Raw genomic sequence first — 18,815 nt, 5'->3', positions numbered from 1 at the left:
CCATTTTAAATAAGTTCTTCCAAAGCCATATGCAGCGCATAGATGACGTGTTCCATAACAAGTCCGCCCTGGACGAACACCGTATAAGGCGGTCTGATTGGTCCATCCGCACTCAATTCAAGTGATGCACCCTGGACAAATGTGCCCGCTGCCATGATGACCGGATTCTGGTAACCCGGAATGAGGTCCGGAATCGGCATGAATTTCGCATTCACCGGGCTCGCTTTTTGAATCATCTGAGTAAATTTGATCATTTCATCTTCACTGTTGAAGCGCACTGTCTGAATGAGATCCGTGCGTTGATCTGCAGGCGCGGGATCCGTCGTCATGCCGATTTTTCCCAGTACATGACTGGTCAGTACAGCGCCATTCAGACTTTCAACCACTGCATGCGGCGCCATATAGAACCCTTGGAACATATCAGTCAGTGCATTTAAGCTCGCACCCATCTCCTTGCCGATGCCCGGCACGGTCAGACGGTAGCTGACACGTTCAACGAGATCTGCCCGTCCTGCGACATAGCCGCCCATTTTGGCAAGCCCGCCGCCCGGGTTTTTAATGAGACTGCCTGCGATAATATCAGCACCCGCTTCCAACGGTTCTCTGTCCTCTACAAATTCGCCGTAACAGTTGTCGACGAAAATGATGACTTCAGGATGCTTTTCCTTGATTTTACTGCAGATATTTTCTATTTCGTCAATCGTCGTCGATGCTCTCAGCGAATATCCGCGTGATCTTTGGATGCCGATGACTTTTGTCTTTTCTGTAATCGCCTCTAAAACCGCTTCTGTATCGAAAGTATCATCTTTCAGTTCCACTTCTTTGTAGGAAACGCCTTCGTCATACAGGCTGCCGATATCCGCTTCACTGCTGCCGATCACTTTTTCCAGCGTGTCGTATGGCGTGCCCGTAATATATAACAGTTCATCCCCTTTTTTTAATAAAGACAGCAGCGCCAGGCTGATGGCATGTGTACCTGAGATGATCTGTGTTCTGACGAGTGCATCTTCAGCCCTGAACACGTCCCTGTATATATCTTCAAGCTTGTCGCGTCCGATATCGTTGTATCCGTAGCCAGTGGTCCCGGAGAAATCAGTATCCGTCACTTCATTCTCTAGAAAAGCCCTCATCACTTTTGAAAAGTTTTTATAGCCGAGCTTTTTATTTTCCTTGATGATTGGTTCAATTTCTTCCAATGATTCTTCAATCAGATTTTGTACTGCTAATGTCGTCACTGCCTACAATCCTTTCAATCCATCCACCTTCCGGTGAATATCCTTCTACTTTTAATGTACCGGTGTCTTCATCCATTTCACTATTTTCGATAATCGTTGCGCTTTTAAGCGAGTAGTATAAATGCATGCTTTCAGCCGGTAATTCAACTTTATAATCTTCAAATTCTTTTTTCATAAAATCTTCGAGATGCTGATTCATTTCCTGCTGCGGTGTATTTTTTGAAACATATACACTGTGTTCGGACGGAATCAGGTTCAGTTCATCATTGAGATCCGTCTTGTTGAAGAAGATGATCTGGGGGATATCTGTCATATCGAGCGCTTCCATCAGCCCTTTGACCGTATCATAATGCGCCGTAATATTGTCGGCATCATTATCGATGACATGGATGATGAAATCACTGTCACTCGCTTCCTCAAGCGTTGATTTGAAACTTTCAACGAGCGTCGTCGGTAAATTTTGAATGAATCCGACCGTATCTGTCAGCACACAGTTGAAGCCGCTCGGCAATTCCATTTTCCTCGTTTTCGGATCAAGTGTTGCGAACAGTTTATCCTGTTCCAGCGTGTCGCTTTCCGCCATGACATTGAACAGCGTGGATTTACCCGCGTTCGTATAGCCGATGAGCGATACTTTGACCACCTGATTTTTGCGCCGCTGTTCGCGGTATCTTTCCCGGTGGTTGATAATCGTCTTCAACTGGTTTTTTATTTCTTTAATTCTTGTATTGATATGACGTCTGTCCGTCTCGAGCTTCGTTTCACCCGGTCCTCTCGTACCGATACCCGCACCGAGTCTCGACAGGTTGATGCCCTGCCCTTTCAGCCTCGGCACCAGATATTCGAGCTGGGCAAGTTCAACCTGCAGCTGGCCCGCTTTACTCTGCGCCCTTAAACTGAATATGTCCAAAATGACCTGGGTCCGGTCGATGACCTTGGTATCGAGTACTGATTCTATCTTTCTGTTTTGACTGGCAGTGATTTCATTGTTGATGATACAATAATCGATTTCTTCGTCATAGCTTTCGGCAACAGTTTCCAAAAAGCCCATGCCGACATAGCTTTTCGGGTCCATTGAGTTTCTGTTCTGTATATGTGAGCCGATCACTTCTATGCCGCTCGTTACCGCCAGGCTCTTCAGCTCTTCGATCTCCGAATCGATATCTTTCACATCGAATGTATTCACAGCGATGATGATGCCTTTAAAATTCTCCGCCATGTTGTCAAAACACCTCCATCGGAATAATAATTTCATTAATAAATGTTTAAAAACATAATAAGTTGTGTACATAACATATATATACAGTATTTTTTTGTTAACCAGAAAGGGGCCCTTCAAGTGAAAACTCATTTCTACGACTTGAAGTTCAACGACGCACAAGGCGAAGAACAGTCGATGGAGTCTTATAAAGGAAAAGTGATTTTAATCATCAATACTCCTGTTGAAACCGAGAACAGTGAGCAGTTGACCGATGCAGATCATATATATCAGAAATATAAAGATCAAGGGCTTGCAGTCCTCGGTTTTCCTTCCGATGATTTCAACAAAAAACTTCCTATTCAAAACCCGCTCATAAACAATGATAATAAAGTGCCCTATACTCCTACATTCCCTCTAATGGAAGATGTACACGTGAGAGGACATAACATCCATCCGGTTTTTCAATATTTAACAGAGGGCAGATCCGGCCTGTTCATCAATAAAGTGAAATGGAACTACACGAAATTCATCGTCTCCCGGGAAGGCAAGGTCGTATCAAGGTACGCACCGCAGAAATCCGTCATGCAGCTGGAGGATGAAATCCAGCAGCTCTTAATCGGCTAAAATAAAACCCACCCGGCAGTGGGATGGGTTTTTATTGTTTCACAAATGTACTGATTGCATGTTTGTAGATCAGGTGGGTCTTGCCGCCGGATTCAACTTTGACGACATACTTATCAAAATCTTTCACTTTGCCTTTCATCTGATAACCATTTTGCAAAATTACCGTCACTTCGAGATCTTCACTCTTAATACCATTCAAAAATTCATCCTGCAGATTTAAGTTGCTCATTTTGCACTTCCCCTCTTTATTTATTCAGAAATTCTGATATATCTTTAAAGATTTGTTCTCTACTCTCTTCTTCATCCAGATCATACCATTCAACATTCAATTGATTCCTGAAAAATGTCAGCTGTCTTTTAGCAAACTGTCTCGTATTCTGCTGTATTTTTTCTTTCACATCATTTAATGGACATTCGCCTTCAAAGTAAGGTATGAACTCCTTATAGCCTATTGCGCCTTTTGCGGTTGTCGACAAGCTGTGTTCCTTGTATAACTTCTCAGCTTCCTTCTCTATACCCGCCTCAAACATCTCTTCGACTCTTTGATTGATTCTGTCGTATAATACAGAGCGCTCACGCTCTAATCCTACTATAAATGTATCATATTTGGGCTCTTGTTGATAGTTTGAGTCCTTGCCGGTCACCCGGTGGCTGATTCTCTCGGACAGTTCAAATTTAATGAGCTGCCTTAAAATTCTCTGGCGGTTATTCGGATGGACGCCCGCTGCCAGTTCTTCCGAGATTTCTTTCAGCCTGCCGTATAAGATTGTCGTGCTCAGTTTATCGAACTTTTCCATCAGGTCCCGCTTTTCCTGGTCGTCTTCATCATGGAAGTCATAATCATAAATCAATGCACGTATATAGTGCCCTGTCCCGCCGACAATAAATGGCACTTTATCATCTTCATGGTAAGTGTCAATCAGATCATCCACTTCATGCTTGAAGTCATGCACCGAGAAACTTTCACTCGGCTTTTTAATATCTATCATATGATGAATGACCCCTTTTGTCTCTTCGGGTTTTATTTTCCCCGTAAGAATATCCATATCCTGATAGACCTGCATGGAATCGCCGCTGATGACGTCCAGATCAAATGTTTCAGCTATGTCAATTGATAAAGTCGTTTTCCCGACCGCCGTCGGGCCGATCAATACGATTAATTTTTCATTAGTCGACACGTAACATCACCCACTCCAAAAGTTTTTGATATACCTGTTCCCTGTTCTTTTCATTCAGCACTTCATGACGGCTTTTTTCATAGAGCTGGACCGTGACCGAATCGGTATAGCGGATCAGGTTTTTTGCGAGCGCCCTGATATCTTTGCCGAAATCGGAAAACGGGTCCTGCTTCCCGCCGATCAGCAATATCGGTATGTCCGTCTGATATTTGCCGAGGACATGGTTGCTGTTTGTCAGCCTGATATTTTTGACGATTTCAGCCAGGGCATTGAACGTCATGTGCTGCCCGCAGTATTCATCTTCATTATAGCTTTGAACCACTTCCATGTCACTGCACAGCCAGCGGTTTTCAAGTGGTTCAGGAAAATGTTTATCGTAGCCGAGGAAAGCCAGGTTCATAAGAAAATCACCCTTCATCCGAGGTCTGATGCGCTTTGTTAGATTCATCGCCTGTACCAAGGGACCGTCCATAATACCGTCCTTATTGCCTGTCCCGACAATGATTCCGGCATCATACCGATCTATCGCAAGCAGTCTTCTCGCTACAACCGAACCCATGGAATGGCCCAGTATGAATGTTTTCAAGTGGTCTGGAATCAGTGTCTTCACTGCAAGTGCGTCGGTAATCAAATCATTGAATCTGTCAAAGTGACCCAGGTTATCGGCATTTTTACCATGTCCCCTGTGATTGTGGATCACTACATGAATATCATTCGCCATCAGCCAGGTGCAGAATTCATTATACCGCTCCAGATGTTCTGCCATGCCGTGAAGAATCTGTATGGCAGCTACCGGATGGGCAGGTGCAAAAACTTTCGCCTCTATTTCATCATTCCCATTATATACCTTTTTATAAGAAATCACCTTATCCCCCCTTACTTCATTATCCTGTTGAACATCTTTTCTATCTCATATGTTGTCATGTGTATGATTACAGGACGGCCGTGCGGACATGTGTACGGACTGTCGCACTCATTCAGCTCTTTAAGAAGCGCTTCCATCTGGCTTTTATCCAGATAATGATTCGCTTTGATCGACTGTTTACAGCTCATCATGATGGACATCTCTTCCCGGTAGTCGTTGACGCTGAAGTTGTCGGAATGGCTGATGAAATCGATCAGTGATGCAATGTCCTCTTCCGGTTTATCCGCTTTGATCCAGTTCGGATAGCGGGAGATTGAATAGTTTTTTATGCCTGTCTTTTCAATCTCGAAACCAAGTGCATTCAGATCGGTCATTTTTTCATCGATTGTAATGACGTCATCCAGCGGGAATTCGAATGTATATGGAATCAGCAGCGGTACGCCGTCACCGTCGTTTTGAATGTTTTCGTAGTAATACTCATATTTGATTCTTTCCTGGGCGGCGTGCTGATCCATCATGTACATACCCGTATCATTTTGCATCAATATATACGTACCGTGCAGTTGGCCGATAATTTCAAGGTAAGGCAGTTTTTCTTTTTTCAACGGCGGTGTGTCCTGAACAGAAGTTGACGCTACCTTTTGGAATGGTTTTTTATTACGCTCCGGGACAGGCTCAGTCCTACGATAGGCAGGTGTGTCTTCAGTCTTTATGAAAGCGTTGCCGGTGTTGATTGCCGGACGGTCTTCTGTCTCTTCAGTGACAGGTTCACTGACGTTTTCCCTTTGGCGGAAGTCTGTCGTTTCTGGTTTTCCCTCGTTTCTGGCCGGCCTTCTGTCTGGATTATTCATGAAATCGAACTGAGACTGTTCTATCTTCTCTTTAGGTTCCTTTTCGGGCTTCTTTTCAACGTCGGGTATCAATGTTTTCGAACGCAGCGCATTTCTCACTGTATCCTCGACGAGCTGATTCAGCTCTGCTTCTTTCGAGAATCTCACTTCTGTTTTTGCCGGATGTACGTTGACATCGACGATTTTGGGGTCCATTTCAATGTTGATGACTGCGATTGGATACTTATCTTTCGGCTGCAGCGTATGGTAACCCTTGATGACACTTTGTGAGAGCCTGAAGTTTTTGATGAATCTTTGATTGACCGACAGATTGATGTAGTTCCGGTGGCTTCTCGTCACTTCGGGACGAATCAGGAACCCGCTCACGTGAAAGTCCGGTGAGGATGCTTCAATCGGTACGGCGAGCCGCGCGATATTGATGCCATAAATATCTGCGATGACCGCCTTCAGATCTCCTTTGCCGCTCGTGCGGAGCTTCTCTTTGCCGTCAATCATCAGTCGGAAACTGACATCCGGATAGCTCAGTGCCATGCGCTGGATGATACCGATGACTTTGCCCGCTTCGGTTCTGAGTGAGCGCACATACTTTAGTCTGGCAGGCGTGTTGAAAAACAGTTCCCTGATGGTGATATCCGTCCCTGCTCTTGCCCTGCCGGGTTCATAGCTCGTCTCTGTACCGCCGTCATACTGTAACTTCACCGGCTCTGAATCCTCATTCAGCGTTTCCAGTGTCACTTTGGACACCGCGCCGATACTCGCAAGCGCCTCTCCCCTGAAACCGAGTGAACGGATCTGGAAGAGGTCATAATCATCATTGATCTTACTCGTTGCATGACGTTCGAACAGGAGTTTTGCATCATCCGCTTCAATGCCGTCCCCGTTATCGATGATCCTGATTTCTTTCATGCCCGATTCTTCGATATTCACCTGGATTTCAGTGGCGTTGGCATCAAGTGAGTTCTCGATCAGTTCCTTGACGACCGAACTCGGACGCTCGACCACTTCTCCTGCGGCTATTTTATTTTGTATTTTTGGGTCTAGAATTTTGATCTTACTCATTCTGATCACCTTTAATCATGTGTTTTAAGTCATTTAAAGTCTGCAGCGCGTCAAGCGGTGTCATGCTGTTGACATCGACCGCCGTCAATCTGTCCATGACGTCCTGTGCCTCGTCAGTTCTGCCGGCGGTTTCCATATCATCCAGCGGCAGTTCCAGCTGGTAGTTGTCGGACTCGCCGGAAGCACTTTTGCCGGACTCGAGTGCTGCGAGCTTCTCTCGTGCGTAGGAAGTGACTTCTTCAGGCAGCTCGGCGAGCCGCGCCACATGGATACCATAGCTTTTTTCCACCGCACCGGGCTTCACTTTATGAAGGAATACCAGTTTGCCGTCATATTCAGTCGCTTTAACATGATAGTTTGAAAGGCCGTCGAGCTCTGAATCGAGCTTCGTCAGTTCATGGTAATGCGTGGAAAATAAAGTCTTCGCTCCGATGAAGTTGTGAATATATACAAGCATGCTTTCCGCCAGCGCCATACCGTCATAGGTCGACGTTCCCCGGCCGATTTCATCGAATATCAACAGACTGTTTTCCGTCGCTTTTCTCAATGCATCATTCGCTTCCATCATTTCAATCATGAACGTGGATTTACCGCTGGACAAGTCGTCACTCGCTCCGATCCTTGTAAATATCGCATCGAACACCGGCAGTGTGGCGCTTTTCGCCGGTACGAACATGCCCATCTGAGCCATGATGCTGATGATTGCCACCTGGCGCATATAAGTACTTTTACCTGACATGTTCGGTCCGGTAATCAAGTACATGAAATCTGCCTCATCCATTTTCAGGTCGTTCGGTACATACGTATTTTCTCCGATGACCTTTTCCACGACCGGATGTCTGCCTTCTTCGATTTCGAATTTATCCTGGCTGAAATCCGGTTCAGTCAGACGGTATGTGTTGGACACTTCCGCATAGGCCAATAGACAGTCCAATGAAGAAATCATTTCTGCAGTCCGTTGAAGGCGCTCGATGTAACTTTCCATCTGCGTCCGCAGTCCAGTGAACAGACGGTATTCAAGTACGATGCTCTCGTCTTCAGCCGTCAGTATTTTCGTCTCCATCTCCTTGAGTTCCGGAGTGATGAAACGTTCTGCATTCGTCAATGTCTGTTTACGGCTGTATTCGAATTTTTCGGCATCAAAATTCATCGCATTCACTTTGGATATTTCGATGAAATAGCCGAATACCTTATTGAATCCGATCTTAATATTTTTAATGCCGGTACGCTCGCGTTCAGCTTCCAAATATTCATTCAGATAACTTCTCGCATTATCCTGTATATATCTGAGTTCAGATAGTTTCTCGTCATATTCCGATTTGAATATATTACCGTCCCGTACAGTTTTCGGCGGCGGATCCAATAGACTGTCATTTAAAATATGAAAGACATCTTCCAGTGCATCAAAACCCTTGAAAATGCGGAAATCCAGCAGACCGAGGGCCGACAGTGTGCTTTTTATTTCAGGCAGACCTTCCAGTGAATCTCTGATCTGCACCAGATCCTTCGCATCAATGTTACCGAAACTGAGGCGGCCGACAAGACGTTCAATGTCATAAACCTGATTCAGCAGTGTGATCAGATCTGCCCTTTCAATGAAATGATCGAGAAAGATACTGACGACGTCATGCCTTGCTTTAATTTGGTTGACGTTCATCAGCGGCCGTTCTATCCACGCTCTGAGTTTCCTTTTTCCCATCGGGGTTTCCGTACGGTTCAAATACCAGAACAACGATCCCTTCTCTTTTTTCGTCTGAATATTGCTGAGCAGTTCAAGATTTGAAATTGCGGTACTGCTCAACTGCATCGCACCGCTGATATTATGTTTTTTTACAGGTCTGAAGTGCATCAGACTCTTCATATTGTTGGCCGTGATGTAGGACAGAAGTAAATTGATGACATCATCCTCACCCACATTGTCTTCTTTTTCCACATCATATTCCTGAATATTTTCATAGACGGTGTAAAGCGGCGGATCATTATATATGAATTCAATTAACCGTTCGCTGTCTTTATTGACGACAAGTTCTGACGGACCGATTCTTTCCACTTCATTTTTCAGCTCATTTTCGTCAGCTGTCTGGAATGAATATAATTCACCTGTTGAAATGTCCGCATAGCCCGCGCTGTATTGATGACCGTCAGTGTGCAGTGCAAGCAGATAGTTGTTTCTGCCGTCATCCATACCGAAATCATCGATCAGAGTACCGGGCGTAATGACCCTCACCACTGCACGTTTGACCATCCCTTTAACTTCTCTCGGGTCTTCCATCTGTTCACAGATGGCGACTTTAAAACCATTTTCTATTAACTTTTCTATATAATTTCTCGCGGAATGATGCGGCACACCGCACATCGGTATCGGATCTTTCTTTTTATCCCGTGCAGTCAAAGTGATTTCCAGCACTTTGCTTGCTGTGATTGCATCATCATAAAATAATTCATAAAAGTCACCCAGTCTGAAAAATAACAATGCATCCGGGTGCTCATCTTTGATAGATAGATATTGTTTCATCATCGGCGTTGTTGACGCGGCCATAATAACACTTCCAAATTAATAATTTTATCTCTTTAATTATATCATCATTCAAACTTATGATTGAAGAAATAAGGGCTAATCCTGCATTTTATGAAGAACATTGCGCTTTTCCAGCTGCATCAGTATGAACCATGATAAAACAGCTCCGAGCAGACTGCTTATAATAAACGCCGGTGCCAGTACGAAGAAGAATTCGCCTTCCAGTCCGAGTACCAATATGAGCGGGTATGTCATCAGCGCACCGATGATCCCCGTACCTGCCACTTCACCGATGGCCGCATAATGCAGCTTTTTGAACTGACGGTACATCAGCCACGCAAGCAGCGCACCCACCATGCTTCCGGGGTAAGCAAACGGTGTGCCGGTCCCCATTAATATACGGATCGTCGATGATACAAAAGCCTGCAGCACAACCCACGGACCGGTGAGCACCGCCCCGAGGACATTGATCAGATGCTGTACAGGCGCCGCCCGTATGGCGCCGAGCGGTATTGTTACAATCATTCCGAGTACTACATTCAGTGCGACGAGTATGCTTGTCAATGTCAACTTTCTTGTCATAGTGAATCTCCCCTTTTTCTTAAATAAAAAACGGCTGCACATCAATAAAAGATGTCCAGCCGGTTTTGAAATTTCATTTATAGTTCGTCATTGTTTTGGTTCGGTCTGTTTTCCACTGCCGCCCCTGTTTCACCCATCAGCAGGTCTCCGCCTGTAGATGTGATGACTTCTTCTGTAACAGTTCTGCTGATTGCATGTGATACCAGCTGCAGCAGTTCGTTCATCTGGCGCTGGGAATCTTTGAACTGTTCCACAATCGGCATTTCATCCAGTTCATCCTGGATTTTCTTTATTTTCTCTTCCGTCATCTGGTAGGCACGTTCCTTACCGTAGTTCTGGAAATTGACTGATTGCTTCTGTAAACTCTTCAAGCTCGCCATGCCTTCACGAACGTCTTTGTTTTCATGAATTTTAGCTTCTGCTTTTTTGAAAAATTCAACCTGTTCCGTTTCAGCCATCATCTTGCCCAACTTTTTCGCTTCTTCAACTATTTCCTGCTTTGTATACATTACGCTTCCACCTTTTCTTCATTAAGCACTTCTACGAATTCACCCATCAGAGAAAAATTCCTTGTTTCCGTGACTTTTACTTTGACTATTTTACCAATTACATCATCACTTGGCGCTGTGAAATTCACAAGTTTACTTTTATCTGTATAACCTGCGTAAATATCATCACGCTTCTTACTTGTACCTTCGCAAAGGACGTTCACATACGCATCGTCGTATTTGCTGAGCGCGTCACGCGTGTAATGCGTCACGAGACGGTTCAGCCTCTGCAGTCGGTCTTTTTTATCCTGATCACTCACATTGTCTTCCATTTTTGCTGCCGGTGTGCCGTCTCTCGGTGAGTAGATGTACGTATAGGCATGCTCAAATCCGACTTCCTGATAAAGTGTCATCGTATCCTGGAACTGCGCCTCGGTTTCATTCGGGTAGCCGACGATAATATCCGTCGTGAGTGCTACATCAGGCATTTTCGCTCTGATTTTTCCGACGAGCTCGAGGTAGGCTTCTCTTGTATACTTTCTGCCCATGATTTTAAGTACATCGTCGTTACCGGACTGTACAGGCAGGTGAATATGCGGCATCAGGTTCTCACCTGTCGCAAGCACATCGATCAGATTGTCTGTGAAATCCCATGGGTGGCTTGTTGTAAAGCGCACGCGCGGAATTTCCGTTTTTGAAACATCGCTCATCAAGTCACCAAGATCGTAGCTGTAGTCCAGATCCAGGTCTTTTCCGTATGAGTTTACGTTCTGCCCGAGCAGCGTAATCTCCTGGTAGCCTCTCGCCGCGAGGTCTCTGACTTCCTCAAGAATATCTTCAGGCATTCTTGAACGCTCTTTACCGCGTGTGAAAGGAACGATGCAGTATGTACAGAACTTATCACAGCCGTACATGATGTTGACCCATGCTTTCGTTCCGCCTTCGCGGACTTTCGGCAGGTTCTCGATGACGTCGCCTTCTTTGGACCACACTTCTATCACTTTCTCTTTGGACATGTATGCTTCGTCCAGGATGTTCGGCAGACGGTGTATATTATGTGTGCCGAAAATGATATCGACGTTCTGATATGATTTGAGAATTTTATTTACCACTGATTCTTCCTGGGCCATGCATCCGCAAACCCCGATCAGTACTTCCGGGTTGTTCTGCTTCACATGTTTCAAGTTACCGATCTCACTGAACACTTTGTTCTCCGCATTTTCACGGATGGCACAAGTGTTCAGCAGGATGACATCCGCATCATCCGTCGTATCCGTATGCTCATATCCGAGTGCCGTAAATATGCCGGCGATGACTTCCGTATCGTGCACGTTCATCTGGCAGCCATATGTTCTGATGTAGAACTTGCGCCCTTTGCCGAGATCTTTAAAGCGTTCATCAATTTCAAAATCTTTATGATACTCAACTTCCGTCTTTCCGCGTCTTCTCGCATCTATTAAATTCGGCGGCTGATAGACATGTTGAAAATATTGGCTGTAGTCTTTTTCTTCTGTTTTCTGTTTGACTTTTGAAGCATCCAGTCTCTGTTCTTCATTCATCTTAAAACCCCATTTACTCCATTGAAATATCTTTATATAGTATATCGGTTTTCATCTGTAATTTAAAGTACATTTGACCGATTACCTTGCATCGGTGACATTAATGAGACTGAATTCAGTTCCCAGGAAGAATGAGACAAAAGCGATTACAATGACCATCGCTACAAATAAAACATCATACTTCGAGAATGAAGTCTGGTAGTAGTACGTTCTCGGTCCGTCATCGAACTGTTTCGCCTCCATTGCGACACCGAGACGGTAGGCCCGTCTGATGCTTTGTGACAATAAAGTGATCACTGTCGTAATGAAGCCTTTCAGTCCTGAAATATGTCTTTTATGGATGAGCGGCTTCCTGACTTTTCTTGCCTGCCTCAGCATCATATACTCGCCGGCTATAATCGGCACCATGCGGATCGCCGCCATGAACGAGTATGCAAATTTCGGCTTTAACCTGAGCTGGATCATCAGGCTGTAAAAGACGTCCGTCAGTTTGGTCGTGAATATGACGAGCGCACCAAAAAACGACAGTGTCAGACCGCGCATCATAATGTGGATCCCTCTTATCAGACTCTCCTCGGTAATATGGATGAGCCCGAAACGGAACAGCGTCGTCGTTCCGGCGCCGTAAAATACCATGTACATCGCTGAAAATGCACCGAACACCAGGAATAATGCCAGCATCACCAAAAGATACCGGAGCCGGATGCCTGACAAAATAACCAAAGCAACGAGCATAATCATTGCCAGATAGAACAGCTGGTTCGGATTATGCATCAAGACAACGAGCAGGAATAACAGCAGGCCAATCAACATTTTAGTGAGCGGATTCGTCTTATCGACGAACGTATAATACTTTTTAATATGCTCAAGCATGACCGTCACCCCGGACTTCCTTAATCCCTTTATTTTCAAGTATCAGCCTTCTTGTCGGATACCTTTCGGTGATGCCGCGGTCGTGAGTGATCATGATGACAGTGACGCCGTCTTCGACACGCTCATAAAACATTTTGAGCAGTTCATATGAAAGTTTTTGGTCGAGACCGAACGTCGGCTCGTCAAAGATCATCACTTCAGGCACACCGCCGGTTGCGGTCGCAACAGACAGACGTCGCTTCTGCCCGGTCGAAATCTCGAGCGGGTGCAGATGACTCACATGATCGAGCCCGATTCTTCTGAGCAGCGCCTCACACTTTTCATGTGCCTCATCAGGCGGGTAATGCATTTCCAGATTGATGAATACTTCATCGTAAACTCTGTTCGTAATAAACTGCAGCTCCGGATTTTGAAAGACGGGATATACCGTACCGGCGATATCTTTCGTCTGTCTGACTTTTTTGCCATTCACAAGAATGATGCCGTCTGACTTGATCAGTTTCATCAGTGCGAGCATCAGACTCGTCTTTCCGGTGCCGTTCTCTCCTTCAATTGTCAGCCATTCACCTTTTTTAATTATTAAATTGTCAATGTTCAAAAGCGTCTCTTTGCTTCTTTTGAGCGTCATGCCGTTTATTTCCATCAGTGTTTCATCATGTGGCTCTATTTTGTTGAAATCAGGCGCATAATCCCATGAGTACGGATGCCATACGCCGTACTCGTTCAACAGCTCAATGTGATTGTTCATAATGGTGCCCGGCGTTTCATCCATGATCAGTTCGCCTGCTGCGTTCATTAAGATGACCCGGTCGACTTTGTCCCAGATTTCATTGACGCGGTGCTCCACAATGACGACGGTTTTATCCGCCCAGACATTTTCAAGCGTCTGCCAAAGCCCGCCGACCGATGCCGCACCAAGCATGCTTGTCGGTTCATCGAGGAGCAGCGTGCCGCTCTTTTGAAGCAGTGCCGAAGCGATTGCGAGACGCTGTTTCATGCCGCCGGATAAATTGTTGATCGGCATCTTAAAATCCGTTTTCAGCCCCACTTTGTCCAGTGCATCCCGGATTTTCTCTTCCATCTCACCCTGCGGGACACTTCTGTTTTCCAAAATGAACGCGAGCTCTTCAACGACGGTCGGCATCGTAAACTGTGAATCCGGATCCTGGAAGACATATGCGGCACCGGTGTCGACATCAAGGACGTCCGCTTTAAAAGGAATGTCCATGCTTCTCGGTATATTGCCGCCGAGCAGATTGAGCAGTGTACTTTTTCCCGAACCTGATGGCCCGAGCATCAGCACCTTTTCTCCGGTGTTTATTTTTATATTCAAATTGCTGAACTGTCTTTTGTCTGTTTCAGGAAATTTCAGCCTGAGGTTCTTTATTTCAATAGCCAAGTCGTCTACAATCCTTCATCGTGATTTAATTTGCGTCCGCCTACAAACTTCAGTACGCCGGTCTCTTTCAATGCCTGGTATATAAGATGTGCAAGCACACCCGCGATTAATGCTGCGCTTAAAATTCTTAACGAGAACATCAATACGATATTCCATGTCGCCACTTCAGCGAGATATCCGTAAAACCAGTCGATTGGCAGTGTAATCAGTGCCGCCGCAATTCCTGCGTATACCGCCGTCATCATCTTTGTGCTTTCATATTTGAACAGGGCAAAAACAATTTCACATGCGAGTCCCTGAAGCAGCGCATAGACGATTAAAAATACATCGAACTGCAGCGTGACAATCGTTTCACCGGCACCTGCCGCAAACTCGGCGAGCAGTGCAACACCCGGCTTCCTCAAAATTAAATACGCAACGACTGCTGCAATGAACCACATGCCGTATGCAAGTTCATTCAAATGCAGTCCGAGCGGCTGAAGCACCGTATACACTGCGCCCCATAGCGAATAAATCACTGCAAATACAAAACCGATGACAACAGTAATGAGTACATCCGTCAAAGTCAGACCGTTTCTTTTTGCCATAACCAAACTCCTAAAATTATATTTCCAAATAAAAAAACACACCGCAAACGTACGGTGTGCATATATGAAATATGCCACTTTCCTACGCTAGCATGATCTAGATCAGGTATAAGGGTAAATCTCAGCCCATGACGGGCACCCCTAGTGGATGTGTTTATTATTCAGTTAATTAGTATGATAGTACACTTAATGTATTTTGTGAAGTTATTTGGCATTTATCATTTCATAGTAGCGGCCTTTTTTCTCAAGGAGCTGTTTTTCCGAACCGGATTCCAGCATCTGTCCCTGTTCCAATACAAATATTCTGTCCACCGCCTTGATTGTGTTCAGACGGTGGGCGATGATGATGCTCGTCCGCCCTTTCATCAGATGCTCGAGCGCTTCCTGGATTTTGAGCTCGGTCACCGTGTCGATACTGGATGTCGCTTCATCAAGAAGGAGGATGGCGGGATCTGTAATGAGTGCACGGGCGATGGAAATCAACTGCTTCTGTCCCTGTGAAATAAACCCTTCATCCAGTTCGAGTACTGTGTCATAACCGTCTTCAAGCTGAACGATGAAGTCATGCGCATTCGCGAGCTTCGCCGCTTCAACCACTTCCTCGTCCGTTGCATCCAGTTTGCCGTAGCGGATATTTTCCCTGATGGTCGATTCGAACAAGTACGGATCCTGCAGGACAAATGCCGTCTGCGAACGGACATTATGACGTTTGTAATCCGTCAGATTCGTTCCGTCGATCAGCACTTCCCCGCCGTCCACTTCGTAGAAACGGGCGAGCAGCTGCATGACCGTCGTCTTGCCGGCGCCCGTCGCACCGATCAGGGCGACAGACTCACCGGCATCGATGGAAAATGACAGATCCCGTATGGTCGGTTCAAACTGTTCCTTGTCATAAGAAAAATACACATTTTTAAAATCGATTTTACCTTCGATCGTCTGATCTTCGATTGTGCCGTCATCGGATTCCTCTTGTGTATCGATAATCTGGAACACGCGCTCAGCACCCGCAATTGCGGACAGCACCTGGTTGAACTGGTTGGACAAATCCGCAAGCGGACGCGTAAACTGCCTTGCAAATTCTGCGAAAATAACAATCGTACCGATCGTCACAAGACCGTCAGTGTAAAGTGCCATCAGACCGCCGGCACCGGCAACGATCGCAAAGCTGATGTTGTTCAGCATGTTCATTATTTTAGGGATGAAACCTGCATAAAGCAACGCCCAGAACGTCACGTGCTTCAGTTTGCCTGCACGTTTCTCAAAATCATCAATCGTCCTGTCTTCCTGAGAGAAGACTTTGACGATTTCCTGGCCGGAGACGACTTCTTCAATGTAGCCGTTCAGCTCTCCGGTCCGCCTTTGTCTCTGTTTATAAAGCGGACCGGTCCTTTTCGTCACGAATGCCACACCGAAGATGAGCACCGGGATGATGGTCATGGTAAGCAGTGTCAGCAGCGGACTTAAATATAACATCACCGAAACTGTACCGATCAGCGTGACTATACTCGTTGTAAACTGGATGAATGACGAGTTCATCGTCTGTGACAATGTTTCAATATCATTCGTCATACGGCTCATCAGTTCACCGTGCTGCCTTTTATCAAAAAATCGGACCGACAGCTCCTGCATATGTGAAAATAAACGGACCCTTAAATTATAGATTGTCCTTTGTGCGAGCCCCACCATCAAAAATGATGCCACGTACTGGGTAACCGATGACATCAGATATACAAAGAAGATGAACACTAATACCCCGATCAGTCCGTCGAACTCCTGGACGACGAGATAGTTGTCCACCGTCTGTCCGACGAGGAACGGACCGGCGATGGTCAATAGACTTGTTATCATCACAACGAAGATGATGAAGTATAATAAACGCCGCTCCCCTCTCATGAATTGCCAGAGGCGGGCCAGCGTCCCCCAGAAATCATTAGCACGCTGATCCTCTTTTTTCTTTTTACTCTTCAGATCTTCCTTCGTTAAAATCGGTTCATAGCCGAACGGTCTTTTTATTTTATCAATCATCGATATGCCCCCCTTCATTTTGGGATGCGTTGATACGGCGGTACAGCTCAGACTTTTCAAGCAGCTCCGAATGCGTCCCGGTTGCGCTGATTCTGCCGTCATCCAAAAGAATGACCCTGTCCGCCGTTTCTGCAGTGACGATTTTTTGTGTGATGACGATGCGTGTCGCCTTCTCTTCATTCAAGGCTTCCCACAGAGCCGACTCGGTTTTGATGTCGAGTGCGGATGTACTGTCATCCAAAATGAGTATCGACGGCCGACGCACAAGTGCACGCGCAATCGACAATCTCTGTTTCTGTCCGCCGGAAAGTGTCACACCGCGCTGGCCGACAATCGTTTTATACTGATGGTCGAACCCTTCGATGTTTTCATGAATCTGTGCTTTTTCTGTCGAAGCGATGATATCGGAATGAAGCGCTTCGTCGTCGCCCCACAGCAGATTTTCATAAATCGAACCGGAAAAGAGTATCGCTGACTGCGGCACATAGCCGATTGTCTGTCTGAGATCTTCTTCATTCCAGTCCTGCACATTGATGTCATTGACGTAGACATTCCCTTCGACCACATCATACATTCTTGGAATCAGGCTGATCAGAGTACTCTTGCCGGACCCGGTACCGCCCATGATGACGAGATTTTCATTTTCAGCAACTTCAAATGAAATATCTTTTAATACATATCGGGTCGAGCCCGGATATTTGAACGATACATTGCTGAAGCGTACAGAACCTGCTTTCGCTTCCTGATTGATTGTCTCATGATTATTTTCTGTAATCGGTGAATCAAGCACCGCGTTCATACGCTCACTACTCGCTTTGGAACGTGAGTATGCAATGATGATGAATGCAAACATCGAGAATCCGCCCTGCATTCTGAGGCCGTAGTTGATGACCGCAACCACTTCACCAATCTGAACATTGCCGGCTGACAGCAGATCCGAGGATGCCCATATGACAATCAACAGACTCGAGTTCATGATGAGGAGCAATACAGGCAGTATCGACTCCATCAATCTGAGCCCGCTGACCGTATCATTTTTAAGCTTGCCTGCAACACCGAAAAACTTGTTGTTTTCAAATGATGCACGATCGTTCGCCTTGATCAGACGCACCGCTTCCAGGTTTTGCTGGATGAAACGGTTCAGCTTGTCCAGACGTCTCTGGACGCGTAAAAATATTTTTGCACCGTGTTTTGCCGCTATGTATAAAAATATTAAAAGGACCGGCGTCAGTAAAGATAAATAAAAACCGAGCGTCGGATTGACGACAAATGACATGACGAGAGAACCGATGACAAGAAGCGGTGCCCTGAGCACGATTCTGAGCGACATGTACAACAGCATTTCTGTCATCAGAACATCCTGGGTCAGACGTGTAATCAGACTCGACGTCGGAAATTTGGACAGCGTCGTCAAAGTGAAATTCTGAATCCTTTTAAAAATCGCCATTCTGAGGTCGTGACTGAAACTTGTCGCGACGAAACTCGCAAAATACGAGTTGATGATTCCCGCAATGAATGACAGGAGACTGAGCCCAAGCATGACACCAAGGTACAACCACACAACTTCAAGCTCCTCCATGACAATACCGTCATCAATCACTTTGGAAATGAAAAATGGCTGCAGCAGCTCGACAGTCAGTTCCGTCAACATACATAACAGCGCTATCGCCATAAACCACTTATATTTAAATGATTTCTTAAAAATCTTTAACACATGCCACACCACATTTCTTTCGAGTACCGAAGTATTAGTTATATTATGACATAATTT

The 18,815-nt window shown here is 45.6% G+C and carries 16 protein-coding genes and 1 riboswitch; of the genes, 1 reads left to right on the top strand and 15 read right to left on the bottom strand.

Translation table 11 applies throughout. From position 1 onward, the window contains the following. Positions 1–5 precede the first annotated feature (5 nt). Positions 6–1,235 (bottom strand): methionine gamma-lyase family protein, encoded by a 1,230-nt coding sequence (locus tag BO48_RS00855; RefSeq protein WP_496365545.1) that lies wholly within the window; start codon positions 1,233–1,235, stop codon positions 6–8. Further along, positions 1,204–2,454, bottom strand: a complete 1,251-nt coding sequence (gene hflX / locus BO48_RS00850; RefSeq protein ID WP_496365544.1) for a GTPase HflX — start codon at positions 2,452–2,454, stop codon at positions 1,204–1,206. Before hflX ends, BO48_RS00855 begins: the two co-directional genes overlap by 32 nt. A gap of 120 nt (positions 2,455–2,574) precedes the next feature. Here hflX and BO48_RS00845 point away from each other — a divergent pair, with 120 nt between their 5' ends. Beyond that, positions 2,575–3,060: a glutathione peroxidase gene (locus BO48_RS00845; RefSeq protein WP_496365543.1), complete on the top strand. Its 486-nt coding sequence runs from the start codon at positions 2,575–2,577 to the stop codon at positions 3,058–3,060. A gap of 31 nt (positions 3,061–3,091) precedes the next feature. Here BO48_RS00845 and hfq read toward each other — a convergent pair whose 3' ends face one another. The 13 genes from hfq to BO48_RS00780 form a co-directional block, all read right to left on the bottom strand. After that, entirely contained in the window at positions 3,092–3,289 is a 198-nt protein-coding gene (gene hfq, locus BO48_RS00840; protein ID WP_052256575.1) for an RNA chaperone Hfq, read from the bottom strand. Between the two features lie 16 nt (positions 3,290–3,305). Next, positions 3,306–4,238 (bottom strand): tRNA (adenosine(37)-N6)-dimethylallyltransferase MiaA, encoded by a 933-nt coding sequence (miaA, locus tag BO48_RS00835; RefSeq protein WP_496365542.1) that lies wholly within the window; start codon positions 4,236–4,238, stop codon positions 3,306–3,308. Further along, a complete protein-coding gene (locus BO48_RS00830; RefSeq protein WP_496365541.1) occupies positions 4,228–5,103 on the bottom strand; it encodes an alpha/beta fold hydrolase in 876 nt (291 codons plus the stop codon). The genes miaA and BO48_RS00830 overlap by 11 nt, the downstream gene beginning before the upstream one ends. 11 nt (positions 5,104–5,114) lie before the next feature. Next, positions 5,115–7,013 (bottom strand): DNA mismatch repair endonuclease MutL, encoded by a 1,899-nt coding sequence (gene mutL / locus BO48_RS00825; RefSeq protein ID WP_496365540.1) that lies wholly within the window; start codon positions 7,011–7,013, stop codon positions 5,115–5,117. After that, on the bottom strand, positions 7,006–9,552 hold the full coding sequence (gene mutS, locus BO48_RS00820; RefSeq protein WP_496365539.1) for a DNA mismatch repair protein MutS: 2,547 nt from the start codon (positions 9,550–9,552) through the stop codon (positions 7,006–7,008). Before mutS ends, mutL begins: the two co-directional genes overlap by 8 nt. A gap of 75 nt (positions 9,553–9,627) precedes the next feature. Beyond that, a complete protein-coding gene (gene thiW / locus BO48_RS00815; RefSeq protein ID WP_496365538.1) occupies positions 9,628–10,113 on the bottom strand; it encodes an energy coupling factor transporter S component ThiW in 486 nt (161 codons plus the stop codon). Positions 10,114–10,190: 77 nt separating this feature from the next. Next, complete coding sequence (locus BO48_RS00810; protein ID WP_496365537.1) at positions 10,191–10,622, bottom strand: YlbF/YmcA family competence regulator; 432 nt, start codon at positions 10,620–10,622, stop codon at positions 10,191–10,193. Continuing rightward, entirely contained in the window at positions 10,622–12,160 is a 1,539-nt protein-coding gene (gene miaB, locus BO48_RS00805) for a tRNA (N6-isopentenyl adenosine(37)-C2)-methylthiotransferase MiaB (protein WP_496365536.1), read from the bottom strand. The genes BO48_RS00810 and miaB overlap by 1 nt, the downstream gene beginning before the upstream one ends. Before the next feature lie 81 nt (positions 12,161–12,241). After that, positions 12,242–13,033, bottom strand: coding sequence for an energy-coupling factor transporter transmembrane component T family protein (locus BO48_RS00800; RefSeq protein ID WP_496365535.1), 792 nt, complete (start codon positions 13,031–13,033; stop codon positions 12,242–12,244). Beyond that, positions 13,026–14,432, bottom strand: coding sequence for an ABC transporter ATP-binding protein (locus tag BO48_RS00795; RefSeq protein WP_496365534.1), 1,407 nt, complete (start codon positions 14,430–14,432; stop codon positions 13,026–13,028). The genes BO48_RS00800 and BO48_RS00795 overlap by 8 nt, the downstream gene beginning before the upstream one ends. A gap of 5 nt (positions 14,433–14,437) precedes the next feature. Beyond that, positions 14,438–15,019, bottom strand: coding sequence for an ECF transporter S component (locus BO48_RS00790; RefSeq protein ID WP_496365533.1), 582 nt, complete (start codon positions 15,017–15,019; stop codon positions 14,438–14,440). A 62-nt stretch (positions 15,020–15,081) separates the two neighbouring features. Continuing rightward, a riboswitch (TPP riboswitch) is annotated at positions 15,082–15,172 on the bottom strand. A gap of 51 nt (positions 15,173–15,223) precedes the next feature. Continuing rightward, positions 15,224–17,044 carry an ABC transporter ATP-binding protein gene (locus tag BO48_RS00785; protein ID WP_496365532.1) on the bottom strand — a complete coding sequence of 607 codons (1,821 nt, stop codon included), beginning with the start codon at positions 17,042–17,044 and terminating at the stop codon, positions 15,224–15,226. Continuing rightward, the gene (locus BO48_RS00780; protein WP_496365531.1) at positions 17,037–18,716 is read right to left on the bottom strand and encodes an ABC transporter ATP-binding protein; all 1,680 of its coding nucleotides are present in this window, start codon (positions 18,714–18,716) and stop codon (positions 17,037–17,039) included. The genes BO48_RS00785 and BO48_RS00780 overlap by 8 nt, the downstream gene beginning before the upstream one ends. Positions 18,717–18,815 lie beyond the last annotated feature (99 nt).

The organism is Lacicoccus kunmingensis DSM 17847 (genome assembly GCF_059568765.1).
The sequence above is the reverse complement of the archived record's forward strand: the minus strand, read 5'-3'. Positions and strand labels throughout refer to the sequence as shown.